We start from the raw sequence: 14,358 nt of genomic DNA, 5'->3' as shown, positions 1-14,358 counted from the left end.
TCAGATCCCCCATTTTGGAATCGGATGGTCGCCCATGGAGATGCAGACGTTTTTCATTTCAGCGAACACCTCGAAGCTGTATTCGCCCCCTTCGCGCCCGGTACCGGAAGCCTTCACGCCGCCAAACGGCTGACGCAGATCGCGCACGTTCTGGGTGTTTACAAACACCATTCCGGCTTCGATATTGCGCGCCAGGCGCAGCACTTTGCTGACGTCCTGGGTCCAGATGTATGACGCCAGGCCGTACTCCACGTCGTTAGCCAGACGCAACCCTTCGGCTTCGTCCTTAAAAGGCAGCAGGCAGGCAACCGGCCCGAAGATCTCTTCCTGGGCCACGCGCATCCGGTTGTCGACGTCTGCCAGCACGGTCGGGCGCAGGAAGTTGCCGTTTTTCAGGTGAGCAGGGAGATCGGTGGGTTTGTCAGGGCCGCCCGCCAGCAGGGTCGCGCCTTCTTCAATGCCAAGACGGATATAGCCGGAGACTTTTTCCCAGTGCTGCTGGCTGATCAGCGCGCCAACCTGAGTGTTCGGATCGGTCGGGTCACCCACGCGCAGACGGTTCGCGCGCTCGGCAAAGCGTCTGACGAATTCCGGGTAGATGCTCTGCTGAATGAAAATGCGTGAGCCAGCAGTGCAACGCTCGCCGTTGATGGAGAAGATGGTGAACAGGGCGGCGTCCAGCGCGCGTTCGATATCCGCATCTTCAAAAATCAGCACCGGAGATTTCCCTCCCAGCTCCATGGAGTATTTCTTCAGTCCGGCGTTTTTCATGATGTTGCGTCCGGTGGCGGTGCCGCCGGTAAAGGAGACGGCGCGCACGTCGTGGTGACGTACCAGCGCATCGCCCGCCGTTGCGCCATAGCCCTGCACCACGTTCAGCACGCCCGCCGGAATACCGGCCTCCAGCGCCAGCTCGCCCAGACGGTCGGCGGTCAGCGGGGAGAGCTCAGACATCTTCAGCACCGCAGTGTTGCCCAGCGCCAGGCACGGCGCAACCTTCCAGGTGGCGGTCATAAACGGCACGTTCCACGGCGACACCAGCGCGCAGACCCCCACCGGCTGCACCAGGGTGTAGTTGAGCATCTTGTCGTCGACCGGGTAGGTTTTACCGTTCATCTGCTGGCACACTTCGGCGAAGAACGCGAAGTTGTGCGACGCGCGTGGAATAAGCACGTTTTTGGTCTGGTGGATCGGCAGGCCGGTGTCGGCGGTCTCGAGGGCCGCAATCTCCGGAACGTGTTGATCGATAAGATCTCCGAGGCGACGCATCAGGCGTGCGCGCTCTTTCATCGGCAGGTTAGCCCACGTCGGGAATGCCTCTTTGGCCGCCGCCACGGCCTGATGAATTTCAGCCTCACCGCCGGACGCGACCTCCGCCAGCACCTCTCCGGTGGCCGGGTTAGTGGTGTGGAAGTAATCACTTCCTGCGACGTTTTTACCGTTAATCCAATGGTTTATTTTTTTCATTTTGCAGTCTCCTCACTGACAATGCGGTTCACCAGGCGGCCCACGCCCTCCACTTCCACGACCACTTCGTCGCCTGGCTGTACGTCAGACAGACCCTTTGGCGTGCCGGTGGCAATCATGTCGCCGGGCTGCAGGGTCATAAACTCGCTGAGATAGGCAATCAGGAACGGGATGCTGAAGATCAGATCGGCAGTGGTCCCTTGCTGGCGCAATTCTCCGTTCACGAAGGTACGCAGGGTTAAGTTATGCGGGTCGGGAATGGCCTCTTTCGGCACGATATGCGGGCTGAGGGGGGTTAACCCGTCGCGGCTTTTCACCCGCAGGTTCGGGCGGTAGTAGTTTTCCAGGTAGTCACGGATGGCGTAATCGTTGCAGACGGTATAGCCCGCGACATAGTCCATCGCCTCGCGCTCACTGACCTTGTGCGCCGTTTTGCCGATGACCACCACCAGCTCCGCCTCGTAGTGCATGTACTCAATGTTGTTCGGGCGGACCGAGGTCTGGTTATCGCCGGTCACGGTGTTGGGGGCTTTGATAAACACCAGCGGTTCCGTTGGCGGCGTAAACGCCAGCTCACTGGCGTGATCGGCGTAGTTCAGACCAAGCGCGAACAGCGTGGCGTGCGGATGTGGGCCTTGCGCATGGGCGACCTCGCGTTCATCAACCACCGGGTTTTCCAGGGACGGGAAGCCTTTCGCCAGAATGCGTACGCGATCGCCCGGCTGCAGCGGGACGCGCGAGTGTGGGGTGCCGAGCAGAATGGCATCGCCCGGACTGAGGGTGGCGAACTCGCTCAGGGCGCTCAGCAGTTCGGCGGCATTGCGCTGCAGGTCAGCGGTGTTCCAGTGGTCCGCTTCCCGGCCGTTAATTTCGGTGACGATGGTCAGGTTATCAACGTGGTCGACGGCGACCAGCTCTCCCAGCGGACAAAAGCCGTCGCGGCATTTGGCCTTGATGGCAGGGCGATAAAAACTCTCTTCCGGCAGGCTCACCTCGTTGGCAAGCGCGTAACCGGCGATGTACTCCGCCGCCTCGTCCACGGGAACGTTACGCGCCGTTTTGCCCACAACCAGCGCAACCGTGGCACCGCTTAACACGGTTTCTCCCTGCGGGAAGGGAATGGGGTCGCCCGTGCGGATCACGGTGTTATGCGGTTTGATAAACCACACGGCGGTTTTTGGCGGCGTGTTGTAGGGGGCTTTTTCAAACGCGTCGCGCCAGGCATCGCGCTGGCTCTGGTGGTTCAGCGCTACGGCAAAAACAGTACCTTTCATTCACTTACTCCTCAGGCCGGACGTCCGGCCTGTGATTTCATTAATATGTTAATGATCTGGTTGTATGCCTTTGCTGTTTATTTCGCAACCAGAAGTGAATAATTTGTGATATGAATAACAATAAATTTACATAAAGAGATTAAAGGCTATATTTATCATTGCGTTAATAAATCAGGCTTGTTTCTGTTAGACTTTTTGTCGTAAAACGCGTTGTGTGTAAAACCAGCAGAACTGAATTGTTCATGTGTTAATGATTACCGGGAGAGGCTATGCATGATTCATTAACTATCGCCCTGTTACAGGCGCGGGAAGCGGCGATGTCTTACTTCCGCCCGATTGTGAACCGGCATAACCTGACCGAGCAGCAGTGGCGCATCGTGCGCGTGCTGGCCGAACATCCGTCGATGGATTTTCACGATCTGGCGTTTCGCACCTGTATCTTGCGTCCCAGCCTGACGGGCATTCTGACGCGCATGGAGCGTGACGGTCTGGTGCTGCGCCTTAAGCCCGTAAACGATCAGCGCAAGCTGTACGTATCGCTGACCAAAGAGGGGAACAGGCTATACGAGCGTGCCCAGGCGCAGGTGGAAGAGGCGTATCAGCAAATCGAGGCCGAATATACGCCGGCGAAGATGCAACAGCTGACAGCGCTGCTGGAAGAGTTTATTGAACTGGGGAACCGGCATATCACAGCGCGCGAAGAAGAGTAAAAACCACAAATTTAAGGATGATTTTCGTAAAGTTTTCCCTTTCCAGGCCGAAAATCCTGTTATCTGTCTGATGGAAAGCGAAAACATGTTAAACCGTATCAAGATTGTCACCAGCTTAATGCTGGTATTAGCGATATTTGGCCTTTTACAACTCACATCCGGTGGTCTTTTCTTCAATGCCCTCAAGCATGACAAAGAGAATTTCACCGTCCTGCAAACCATTCGCCAGCAACAGTCCACGCTGAACGCCAGCTGGGTTGCCCTGCTGCAAACCCGTAATACCCTGAACCGTGCGGGTATCCGCTACATGATGGATCAGAGCAATATCGGCAGCGGCGCGACCGTGAACGATCTGATGCAAATTGCGGCGGCTTCTCTGAAACAGGCAGAAAAAAACTGGGCTGAATACGAAGCCCTGCCACGCGATCCGCGTCAAAACGACGCCGACGCGACGGAGATCAAACGTAACTACGATATCTACCACGGTGCACTGGCGGAGCTGATCCAGCTGCTGGGCGCGGGCAAAATCAACGCCTTCTTCGATCAACCTACCCAGAGCTATCAGGATGGTTTTGAGAAGCAGTACGTGAACTATCTGCAGCAGAACGACAAGCTGTATCAGATGGCGGTGGAAAACAGCAATAGCTCCTACAGCCAGGCAATCTGGGTGCTGATTAGCGTACTGATTGCGGTGCTGGTGGTGATCGTGGCCGTGTGGCTGGGTATCAAGCAGGCGCTGATTTCGCCACTTACCCGTCTTATCGACAACATTCGTCATATCGCCAGCGGCGATCTGGTGAAGCGCATCGAGGTGCAGGGCGCTAACGAGATGGGTGAACTGGCCGACTCGCTGCGTCATATGCAGGGCGAGCTGGTCCGTACCGTTGGCGATGTGCGTAACGGTGCTAATGCCATCTACAGCGGCGCGAGCGAAATCGCGATGGGTAACAACGATCTCTCTTCCCGTACGGAACAGCAGGCCGCATCCCTCGAAGAGACCGCTGCCAGCATGGAGCAGCTGACGGCGACCGTTAAGCAGAACGCCGAGAACGCCCGTCAGGCGAGCAACCTGGCGCTGAGCGCGTCTGAAACCGCGCAGAAGGGCGGTAAAGTGGTGGATAACGTGGTGCAAACCATGCGTGACATCGCGGGCAGTTCGCAGAAAATTGCCGACATTATCAGCGTGATCGACGGCATCGCGTTCCAGACCAACATCCTGGCACTGAACGCCGCGGTAGAAGCGGCACGTGCGGGCGAGCAGGGCCGCGGATTTGCCGTTGTTGCGGGTGAAGTCCGTAACCTGGCACAGCGCAGCGCCCAGGCAGCACGTGAGATCAAGAGCCTGATTGAAGACTCTGTTGGCCGCGTGGAAGTCGGGTCTACCCTGGTAGAAAGCGCCGGCGAAACCATGGGCGAAATCGTTAATGCGGTAACCCGCGTGACGGACATCATGGGCGAAATCGCCTCTGCGTCTGATGAGCAGAGCCGCGGTATCGATCAGGTGGGTCTGGCGGTGGCTGAGATGGATCGCGTGACCCAGCAGAACGCCTCGCTGGTGGAAGAGTCTGCCGCGGCGGCAGCGGCACTGGAAGAGCAGGCGAGCCGTCTGACTCAGGCCGTGGCCGTGTTCCGCATTCAGCAGGAGCAGATGAAAGCCCGCGAGCAGGCTTCAGCGAAAACCGCTGCGGCCCCTATGATGGCGCGTAAAGCCGCGACCACCGATGCGGGCGAAAACTGGGAAACGTTTTAATCCTGCCACAGTGCCGGGGGGCGGCTACGCCTGACCCGGCCTTTAATGGGGCGTTTTGCAGGCCGATATCACAGAGGCAGGCGCATGGCACAGCGGGAGTCATACGCGAAACCGTGCGCCGCTTCTTCCTCTCTTTTCTGACGCAGTTCAGGCGTTAGCATCGTCACCGTTTCAAACCCGAGTCGCGCATAAAACGGCGCATTCCACGGCACCTCGCAAAAGGTGGTCAGCGTCAGCGATGTCAGCCCCAGCGTGCGGGCATGGTCTGCGGCGCAGGCGATAAGTCGCCGACCTATTCCTCTTCCCTGCCACTCCCGATGAACCGAGAGTTCGACAATAAACAGCGATGACGGATGGGCTTCTGCAAGGATAAACCCGACGGGCAGGTCGTTTGCCAGCGCCAGCCAGCTTAACCCGCGTTTCGCGTAATCAAGATGATGTTCCGCGCAAATGACGTCGCCGTCAGCAAGCCAGGCCAGTTCGGGGACGTCCCGAAAACGCTCGCCTGCCGCGCGCTCGATGGCGGGCAGGGCTGCAACATCTTTGGGCGTCGTCGGTCGAAAGAGAATGTTCATGGCGGAAAGTATACCCCGACCAGCCGCACCTATTCTGAACAAATCAGGACCGGCGCATAGAAATTGCTGATCACCAGCGCGTCTTCCGGCGTGCGTTCAATCTTCAGGAGTCTTTTGTTCCCCGGCGTCAGGCCGGCGACGTACTTTTCAAAGACCCCCGGTGGCAGGGTGTCATGGCTAAAGCGCGCCACGCTTTGTATGAATATTTCATAGAGTGAACCCTCAACGTGCCGCCACGTAAACATCTCCTGGCGGGAAACATCCCAGTGATGTGGCTCGTTAACCACGTCGCCGTTAAGCGTAAGGTACCCTGTGTTGTCGGGCTGAAAGCGCAGCGTAACCTCCCCTTCAAAGGAAAAATCATGATCGTCATGTCGGGCTGAAAATGTCAGGTTTCCTGCACAGGTTCCGGACAGCGGAGGCGTGTAGACGTACCACGCCAGCGTCACACCAATCAGCAACAGATTGAGCGCCAGAATAAGCCACACTTTTTTTTGTTTCATATCACCACTCGTAAAAGTAAAGCGTTCGGCAGGCGCTGGCTTTACCGTCCGTGAGAGAACACTGGGAAAGGACCAGCCGCCCTTCGTGGCCATAGAAAAGTGTTCTCTGGATGTGCATATAGAAAATAGAGTTTTTCAGGCAGGGCAGATTACCTTCGCGCTGAAGCGTCTGCGCCAGCGCCATGGCCTTAGTGTGAAACACATCTGCCAGCGGGGAGAAGGTGTAGACCGGACAGGTGCCAATGTGGGTGAGCAGATGAGTGTCACTGTACTGGTGCGCCTGTTTCGTCAAACAGGCGCCGATGCACAGCGCCACGACCATCAGCGTAAGTACACCGCAGAATAGCCATTCTGGCTGAATGCGTCGTGAGGCCGGGACCGCCTCCTCGACGGGAAAATCGTCCTCCAGGGGCGTTACCGCGATATCAGCACTGAGCATAAAGCCCGTTTTCGGCACGGTGACGATAAACAGGGTGTCGGGCAGCAGGCTCGACAGCATTTTGCGCACAATACTGATGTATTGATTTAACGAATTGTTGGACCCCTGGAGCCCACGTTGATCCCAGACATCACTCAGAAAGGTGTCACGTTCGACGACGTTGCCGTGATGCTGAACCAGCAGCTTCATGATGGCGTTGGCGGTACAGGTGAGGATTTGTCTGTCCAGATCGGGTGCATTGATAAGAGAAACAGAACCGTCTTCGTCGTTATAGACGATGGCGTCAGCAAGCAGGTATTTCATAAGTTATTGTAATACAGAAAAAATAACAAAAAAGAAGATAAGGCTGTGCCTTGTCGGACATAACACGCTGGCTATTTTAGCACCATTGTTACCGATAACATTGATCCAGACAAGATTTAAAGCAATTTACTCGTGTAGTCGGATTACCACGTCATCCCAACGTGGCGGGAAGGGCATAGCGAGACAGCAGCGCCAGCATCAACAGCCAGAGAATGAGACAGGGAAGATGACGCCGCATGATCTTATTTCCCGACGTGATTAGCCGTGCAGTGACAAACACGATGCCGGGTAGTCGAGCAGGAAGAGTTTGCGATGGAATTCCGCCAGGTTCTGGCAGTGAAATTTGTTCATCGCGTTACGCTTATGGGTGTAGATCGTTTTCGGGGATTTATTCAGGATCTGCGCGATGCGAACCGGGCTGAACCCGTTGCGGAACAGCATGCAAACCCGAAGCTCCTGGCAGGTGAGCGTGGCGTTTTTTACGCTTGCGAACGGGGTGTTCTGAAAACAGCGGCTGAGCTGCGCGAGTGACAGGTTTCCCGCCACCACGTGGACACGCTCACCCCCCAGAATGATTTTAATATCGTTGACGCGGGACGCATCGGTGAATACCAGCCACCCTTTTTTGACGCGGATATTCAACATCAGTTGCCGCAGGGGCAGGATGCCCTCAGGGCTCACGTCGTTAATCCAGAAAATTTCAGGACAGGGGTCCACACTCTGCGAGATGAACGTCTTCAGGCCCAGCCACAAGAAGGCATTGCCGCTTAAAACGATGACCTTATAGTCGGCATTCAGTGTCTGCGGCATCAGGGTTTTTTCCCCTGGTAGCGCTGGTCGTACTCCGCTGCGCTGTGCCAGGGTGGATTCGAACGTATTGCCGGTTAGCATGATAAAAAGTGGGTAACTCTCTCAGGGGGTAAGGAGTTACATATTCTGAGATATGATTTCTTTCTGGTGAATTTATAAATAGAAATGAGAGATATATGGTGTCTATATCTTATTTTTAATGGTTTTATAGGATTATATATTTACATAAAGCGCCCGACAGAACGCCGGGCGCAGAAGGGATCAGCTCTCTTTACTGACAATTTTAATCTCTACCATCCCGATGCCGAGCTCGCGCGGTGAATGGCCAAGAATATTTCCCTCATTCGTCGGCTGCGGGTCCGGCGGAACAATCACCAGCGTATTGCTGCGGGAAGGATTATCAAAATGCAGCGTGGTGGTGGTGACGTCATTTCCCAGCGTCAGCGTTTGCTCTTTATCGCCCACACGCACCGGGATGGGACGGTTCGCGTTTGGACCATAGGCCCGGGCGGTGATCACCAGGTCGAATTTTTCCGGCAGAGGATGCGCGTACTCAATCTTCACTTCACTGCCCAGCTGCGCATTAGACCAGCGCCCCCAGGATTCCGGACGCGAGATGCCGCTGAACTGTTTGACCTCTTCCGGTGCCCCGGCCACGTTGAAGATAAAGCTGTCTGCTTTATAGCGAATATCGTTATCCACGATTTTCAGCATGTCGACATTTCGCTGATAGCGCGCGGTATCGATGACCGTATCGTTGAATGCGGTTTTGCCTTTCCATTGCGCTTTATCGACATGCTGCACGGTTTGCTCCCCGCCAAGCTGTCCCTGAGATACGCACCAGTCGGTTGAGAGAGCCAGTGGCTGGGACCAGAGCTGGCCCATTTTGTAGCACCTGTCGACCCAGACAAAATTATCGCGAGGGGCGAAGTCGGCCAGCTGGAAACGCAGCGGCGCAGAGTATTCGCTTTCCGGCAGCGGTTCGACGCGCGTATCCGACACGCGCAGCAGCAGCGGCAGACGGAAATGGCTGCCGGAGAAGGCAATCGTGTTTTTATCCTGATCGATGGTGAAGTCTTTCATCTCTTTCGGGAAGTTCCACAGGCGGATGATGTCCGGCTTCCACGCGAGGATTTTCTCCTTCATGTTGAGGAACACTTCCGACAGTGACTGCCCCGAGAGCGTACTGCGGCCAAGGCCAATAAAGTTATCCCCGCCCAGAATGTCCAGCACGGTTGCGCCGTTATCCATGGAGTTGCGTTTGGTGGCGATCACATCCTGTTGCGGCTGGTCGCCGCGCAGAATGAAGAACAGATTGCTGCGATCCTGTTTGCTGAGCTGATCCCAGGCGCTGTTTTTCATCGCCAGATGGTCAGATGAGACGACGATGACCGTGTTTTTAAAATACGGCGAGGCTTTGATTTTCTCGACCAGAGCGGCGATATGCTCCTGGCTGCAGGTTACCGCGCTGAACGACGTGTTGTTTTTGCCGTCAATCTCATAGCGTTTGCGCTTACAGGTGCGCGAGACAAACCCGTCCGGATGGTGGGTATCTACCGTCAGGGCAAAGAGGGAGAAACGCTTGCCGGCGCGGGACAGTTCCTCGAACTTTTTCCAAGTTTCGTCCAGTACCGTGTCGTCGTAAAAGCCCCAGTCGTTGCGGTAATGCGGGTCGGCAACGGTCGTTTTTAACTCTTCTGAGCCATACAGATGGTCAAAACCGTGGGATTTCAGGAACACGTCTTTTCCGGCAAAGCGCAGGTTGGCCCCCTGTACGAAGTAGTTTTCGTAGCCGGAGTTTTTCAGGATATCGCCGAGGCAAACGTTCTGCGGGAAGAAGCTCGACATTGAGGCCGAGGCATTACCCTCAAAGGGGGCGAAGAGCGGGATACCGCACTGCGAGGCAACCATTCCGGCGATGGTGTAATCCGTACCGGGCAGCTGCGCGGTATGGCTGAAATCAAGGCTTTCGTTTTTCACCGCGCCCAGCTCCGGCGTCAGGTTCGGGAAAGCATTGTTATCAAACCAGGTGCGTTCCAGACTCTCGCCGTAGATATATACCAGGTTAAGCTTCGGGTTGGCTATTTTTTTGGACGGCTCTTTATACCAGGCCATGAAATCCGGGTCGCCGTCGCGCGACTGTGACTTTACCAGCTCGGTTATCTGATGAAATGCCGGGCTGGCATCCACGGACGCCAGCGCCAGACAGAGTGCCAGCAGGCTGTAGCCGCCATGATGCGGAAGATGTCGACGGCGGCGCAGCACCCAGGCCAGGGCACCAAAAATAATCACCAGCGCCGCAATCAGCCCAAGCCCGGGAAGAATGTATTTACCCACGCCCGCGCCCGTCAGGCTATTCGTCAGCGTGTAGAGCACCGCATCGTTAATGCCGTCACCGGTAAAGTAATCGCTGGCGTATAAGGTAATGTTTAAAATAATAAAAATGCCGAGCACCACCAGCGTGGCGATAAACCACCAGGTGTTACGGCCCGCTTTGCAGGCGTAAACGCCGACAGAGGCCAGAAAAAGGACAAGGGACATTAACTCTGACAACAGTCTATCCTCATGACGCCAGGCGCTTAGCTGGCTAACTGATTATTTTTTGGGTTATACAATGTAATTGCGTTGTCGTGTAGCTGCAATTTTAGTGTCACGAAAGTGTGCTGTTGTTAGGATTTGGTTTAGAAAATCGTTTTTTTGAAGGGGGTCGCATCCTGACATACGGACGCTCAGACGGTGGCAGGCAGGAAAAAGACGGCTTTAACGCCGCGTTAAAAGAGTAACGTCTTAAACGCGGCGTGTAATGGCAATACAGGCGGGGATCAGGAGATGAAATTAACGCCTTGTTTCAGCACCAAATCGCAGGCTTTGGTTTTCACCTGTTTCGCCAGCGAGGAGTTGCCGATGGTGCTCAGGTTGAGCTGTTGACCGTTTTGCGCATTCAGCAGGCCCTGAATACCATCCATATAGTTGGTGTCCTGTTTCTGCTCCTGTGTATCCAGACCGAGTTTGCCCAGCACCTGATTTTTCACGTTTTGCGCGTCGGTCACGGAGGCCAGTTTTTGCTTCGCGCAATATTCCAGAATCCCCGCGGCGTTGTTCATTGTGCCTGCGCTCAGGCTCTGGGCGCTGTTACCCAGCAGGCCGGTAAGGGAAGAGGCTGACAGCCCGCCCTGGGTGCTGCTGCTCTCTTTGGTCAGTTCGCTCGCTGCGCTGGACAGCGAATCCTGCCAGGATGCGGCCTGTGCCGCGCCGGTAACCAGCAGGGCGCCTAATACGGTGCTGAAAAGAAACTGTTTTTTCATAATGGCTTACTCAAAAAAGGTCCGTTTTGGGGCGAAAGTGGAGTCAGTATATACCTCCGGGCCACCGGTCTTTCCTGGAAATATCTTAATACTCTTTACCGGTGACACGGCTGCGGTAACTTTCCCAGTCGAAGATGACATACAGACTGTTCCCGAGCTTCATGCGATCCATGACGCGTTCGCCCAGCAAGCGGGTCATTTCGTCGATGTTGTGGTTAGTCAGCATGCCGGTGGGGCGTTTGGAGGAAGAGCGGCGATCGACAATCTGGTTAATGATCACTTTTTCATAGCGGGATTCGGTCTGGACGCCAATCTCATCAATAACCAGTAAATCGACATTACTCAGGTCGTTAAGCAGTTGCTCTTCGCTGGTTTCGCGGTTGCTGAAGGTGTCTTTCATGGCGGACATGATATCGGCCACGGTGATGATCAGCACCGATTTCCCGCGCAGCAGCAGCTCGTTACAGATAGCGGCCGCCAGGTGGTTTTTCCCCGTGCCAGGCTTGCCGCTAAAAATGAAGCTGGCGATATTACCGTCGAATTCATCCACGTACTGACGCGCGGCAGCGAGTGCATTCATCTGCCCGTTGGTCTCAATTTTATAGTTATCAAATGAGCAGTTCTGGTGCAGGGGGCGAATACCGGAACGGTTAAAGGTGCGCTGCATTTTCATCGCCCGGTTTTCGCGGGCCAGCGCGGCGGCGCGGATCTTACCCTGTTCTTTTTGCCACGCCAGGAGTTCTTCACCCGTCGTGAAGGCGGGCTTCACGTTGGCTGGCATCATCTTTTGCAGACGTTTCATCAGGTCGCCGACGTTCTTCATTTCGCACCTCGGAATCCATTAGGGATCTGTTTATCCGGTTCGGAAAACGCGTTGATATCACGTTTTGGCTGGCCGTTATTGCTGGCGCGATTAATTTGCAGATGACGCGCGAGCTTCTGTTGCCACTGAATATGAGTGAATACTTTGCCTTCCGCCTGCCACCAGGCGGTAAACGCGGCCAGTTCTTCGGGGGTAGCCGGTTGCGTTAACGCTATGCCCCACAATGCCGCCTGCCGTTGAAAATCAGCATCAGGTTGCCAGCCCGCATACAGGGCAAATTTTCCCATGGGAACGGCCATGGGGACGTTAACCGGCTCGTCAAAGAACTGGTTATCGAGGGTTACGTCGCTCGCCGGGCGGGACAACTGCGCTTCAATCTCCAGAAGCTGTGCCAGACGTTCCGGTGTGATGGCATAAAACGCCGGAGCGTTGTCAGCAAATACCGCAACCGTGCCGCCTTCGGCGTGGGTCAGCACACCGCGGGGATCGCGCATAAAGGCATCAATACCAGCAATGCTGGTGGTCAGAATTCTGGAGGACATAACGCTTACTCTACTGATAACTACGGGCGTGATATGGGCTTATGGTAGCACAGAGAGCGGGAAGGGAAGGAGGGGTTTTCCCCGGCGGCGCGATGCCTGCCGGGGCGACAACGGCTGGTCTGATAAGCGTAACGTCATCAGGCAGTTATCAGGCGATAATGTTCAGCGTTACGTCGATGTTACCGCGGGTCGCGTTAGAGTACGGACACACAATGTGTGCTGCATCGACCAGTTTTTTGGCTTCTGCAGGATCCATACCTTCAACGTGGATGTTCAGTTTTGCTTCGATACCAAAACCGGTTGGCAGCGGCCCAATCCCCACTTCGCCTTCTATAAAGGCCTCTTTCGGCAGGGTAAATTTGTCGCGAGCGGCTACAAACTTCATGGCACCCAGGAAGCAGGCAGAGTAGCCGGCAGCAAACAGCTGCTCAGGGTTGGTGACGTCACCGCCCATGCCGCCCATCTCTTTTGGCACGCCGAGTTTAACATCCAGTACGCCGTCGGAAGAGGTCGCACGGCCATCACGGCCTCCGGTTGCTTTTGCTTTGGCAGTGTAGACAACTTTTTCTAAAGACATGGCAGATTCCTCATCTTACATTAATGTGCGCTATTAAATAGCGTGCGATATATATGGGTAAATAAATACGCGTAAAGTATAGCCTTACGCGCGTTGGATCTGTTGTCGCAAACGTTCCAGCTGTTGTTTAAGTGACAGCATGGTCTCAGTATCACACTGGGCGGCGCATCCCACTGCATGGGGGATCCCGGAAGCCTGCTGCTGAAGATGACGTCCCGCATCGCTCAGGGTGACGGCGACCTGACGCTCGTCTTTACGTGAGCGGTGGCGGTTTATCAGCCCCGCGCTTTCCAGACGCTTCAACAGCGGCGTCAGCGTGGCAGAGTCAAGGAACAATCGTTCACCGATGTCCGACACCGTAATGTCATCCTGCTCCCACAGCACCAGCATCACCAGGTATTGCGGGTAAGTCAGGTTCAGCGGTGCCAGCAGTTGCCGGTACAGCTTGTTCAGCGACAGATTTGCTGAATAGAGAGCAAAGCAGAGCTGGTTATCCAGCAGGAGCGCAGCGGTCGTGTCGTTCGTTTTCGCGTTCATGAGATGAATATAGATAGTGTACGATTTAATTGCAAGCTATTTTATGGGCAAGTATAACGGAGCGCCACCTGAACGGCCATTTTACGGTAGTGCTGGCGCTGTGCCTGTTCGTCCGCACCCTCTTCAAACAGCAGGGTGAAGGTGTAGCTGTTGGCAACGTAGTGGAAGCTGAAACTGCTGATCAAACGATGCAGATCGCGGGCTTCAACCGTCTGATTGAATAACTGCTTTTCTTTCCCGCGACGGAGGATCGCTTCCAGCAGATCAAGCGCGCTGCGGTTGACCTGGCGGAGGTAGCTGGACTGCTGCATAAAACGGCCACGCTGCATGTTTTCCATGCAGATAATGCGGATGTAATCCGGGTGGTCGGCATGGTAGTCAAAGGTGGCTTCAACCAGATGAACCAGTGCTTCGACAGGGGGCATTCCCGCCAGGCTGAGCGCCTGTTCACTGGCGCGGATCTGGGTGTAAACATACTCCAGTACGAGAAGATACAGGTTCTCTTTGTTTTTGAAGTGGTAAACAACCATGCGTTTGGTGGTGCCGGCTTTCTCCGCAATTTGTTCCATGCGGGCACCGTTCAACCCGTATTCGGCAAACAGCGTGATAGCGCTCTGAAAGATTTTCTCTTTCAGGCTGGATTCTTCATTGTGCTCGGGGAGTTCGCTGCCTGGGTTAGCCACATCCTTTCCTTATCGTCACCAAACGGATTGGAGTGATTATCCTCACGGCAGCGTAATAAC

General features: G+C 55.3%; 15 protein-coding genes. 2 read left to right on the top strand and 13 right to left on the bottom strand.

The genetic code is table 11. From position 1 onward, the window contains the following. Together hpaE and hpaG are read right to left on the bottom strand one after the other, a co-directional pair. On the bottom strand, nucleotides 1-1,467 hold the full coding sequence (gene hpaE / locus QMG44_RS13370; RefSeq protein ID WP_014168491.1) for a 5-carboxymethyl-2-hydroxymuconate semialdehyde dehydrogenase: 1,467 nt from the start codon (nucleotides 1,465-1,467) through the stop codon (nucleotides 1-3). Continuing rightward, a complete protein-coding gene (gene hpaG, locus QMG44_RS13365; protein ID WP_020885306.1) occupies nucleotides 1,464-2,741 on the bottom strand; it encodes a 4-hydroxyphenylacetate degradation bifunctional isomerase/decarboxylase in 1,278 nt (425 codons plus the stop codon). The genes hpaE and hpaG overlap by 4 nt, the downstream gene beginning before the upstream one ends. Nucleotides 2,742-3,010: 269 nt before the next feature. Here hpaG and hpaR point away from each other — a divergent pair, with 269 nt between their 5' ends. Continuing rightward, nucleotides 3,011-3,451, top strand: coding sequence for a homoprotocatechuate degradation operon regulator HpaR (hpaR, locus tag QMG44_RS13360; RefSeq protein ID WP_281853102.1), 441 nt, complete (start codon nucleotides 3,011-3,013; stop codon nucleotides 3,449-3,451). An 85-nt stretch (nucleotides 3,452-3,536) separates the two neighbouring features. Then, the gene (gene tsr / locus QMG44_RS13355) at nucleotides 3,537-5,201 is read left to right on the top strand and encodes a methyl-accepting chemotaxis protein (RefSeq protein ID WP_032682055.1); all 1,665 of its coding nucleotides are present in this window, start codon (nucleotides 3,537-3,539) and stop codon (nucleotides 5,199-5,201) included. Nucleotides 5,202-5,269: 68 nt separating this feature from the next. On the opposite strand, the gene QMG44_RS13350 is transcribed toward tsr, so the two are convergent. The 11 genes from QMG44_RS13350 to QMG44_RS13300 all read right to left on the bottom strand — a co-directional run bounded on the left by QMG44_RS13350 (nucleotide 5,270) and on the right by QMG44_RS13300 (nucleotide 14,298). Then, on the bottom strand, nucleotides 5,270-5,776 hold the full coding sequence (locus QMG44_RS13350; protein WP_025205617.1) for a GNAT family N-acetyltransferase: 507 nt from the start codon (nucleotides 5,774-5,776) through the stop codon (nucleotides 5,270-5,272). Nucleotides 5,777-5,805: 29 nt separating this feature from the next. Continuing rightward, nucleotides 5,806-6,279, bottom strand: a complete 474-nt coding sequence (locus QMG44_RS13345; RefSeq protein WP_020885303.1) for a hypothetical protein — start codon at nucleotides 6,277-6,279, stop codon at nucleotides 5,806-5,808. A gap of 1 nt (nucleotide 6,280) precedes the next feature. Continuing rightward, on the bottom strand, nucleotides 6,281-7,021 hold the full coding sequence (locus tag QMG44_RS13340; protein ID WP_079231434.1) for a winged helix-turn-helix domain-containing protein: 741 nt from the start codon (nucleotides 7,019-7,021) through the stop codon (nucleotides 6,281-6,283). A 258-nt stretch (nucleotides 7,022-7,279) separates the two neighbouring features. Beyond that, complete coding sequence (locus QMG44_RS13335) at nucleotides 7,280-7,831, bottom strand: helix-turn-helix transcriptional regulator (protein ID WP_025205614.1); 552 nt, start codon at nucleotides 7,829-7,831, stop codon at nucleotides 7,280-7,282. A gap of 261 nt (nucleotides 7,832-8,092) precedes the next feature. After that, complete coding sequence (opgB, locus tag QMG44_RS13330) at nucleotides 8,093-10,384, bottom strand: phosphatidylglycerol--membrane-oligosaccharide glycerophosphotransferase (RefSeq protein WP_032679575.1); 2,292 nt, start codon at nucleotides 10,382-10,384, stop codon at nucleotides 8,093-8,095. Nucleotides 10,385-10,653: 269 nt separating this feature from the next. Continuing rightward, nucleotides 10,654-11,136 (bottom strand): DUF2501 domain-containing protein, encoded by a 483-nt coding sequence (locus QMG44_RS13325; protein WP_086533218.1) that lies wholly within the window; start codon nucleotides 11,134-11,136, stop codon nucleotides 10,654-10,656. Nucleotides 11,137-11,221: 85 nt separating this feature from the next. Continuing rightward, nucleotides 11,222-11,959, bottom strand: coding sequence for a DNA replication protein DnaC (gene dnaC, locus QMG44_RS13320; protein WP_014168503.1), 738 nt, complete (start codon nucleotides 11,957-11,959; stop codon nucleotides 11,222-11,224). Beyond that, nucleotides 11,956-12,501, bottom strand: coding sequence for a primosomal protein DnaT (gene dnaT / locus QMG44_RS13315; RefSeq protein ID WP_025205613.1), 546 nt, complete (start codon nucleotides 12,499-12,501; stop codon nucleotides 11,956-11,958). The genes dnaC and dnaT overlap by 4 nt, the downstream gene beginning before the upstream one ends. Nucleotides 12,502-12,649: 148 nt before the next feature. Continuing rightward, a complete protein-coding gene (locus QMG44_RS13310) occupies nucleotides 12,650-13,078 on the bottom strand; it encodes an organic hydroperoxide resistance protein (protein WP_006174091.1) in 429 nt (142 codons plus the stop codon). 84 nt (nucleotides 13,079-13,162) lie between these two features. Further along, nucleotides 13,163-13,615 carry a MarR family winged helix-turn-helix transcriptional regulator gene (locus tag QMG44_RS13305; protein ID WP_086533219.1) on the bottom strand — a complete coding sequence of 151 codons (453 nt, stop codon included), beginning with the start codon at nucleotides 13,613-13,615 and terminating at the stop codon, nucleotides 13,163-13,165. 41 nt (nucleotides 13,616-13,656) lie between these two features. Next, nucleotides 13,657-14,298, bottom strand: coding sequence for a TetR family transcriptional regulator (locus tag QMG44_RS13300; protein ID WP_020885296.1), 642 nt, complete (start codon nucleotides 14,296-14,298; stop codon nucleotides 13,657-13,659). Between the last annotated feature and the right edge of the window lie 60 nt (nucleotides 14,299-14,358).

The organism is Enterobacter sp. 200527-13 (genome assembly GCF_027924865.1).
Taxonomy (GTDB): domain Bacteria; phylum Pseudomonadota; class Gammaproteobacteria; order Enterobacterales; family Enterobacteriaceae; genus Enterobacter; species Enterobacter ludwigii.
Note: the sequence above shows the minus strand (reverse complement) of the source record. Positions and strands in the feature narration are given on the sequence as shown.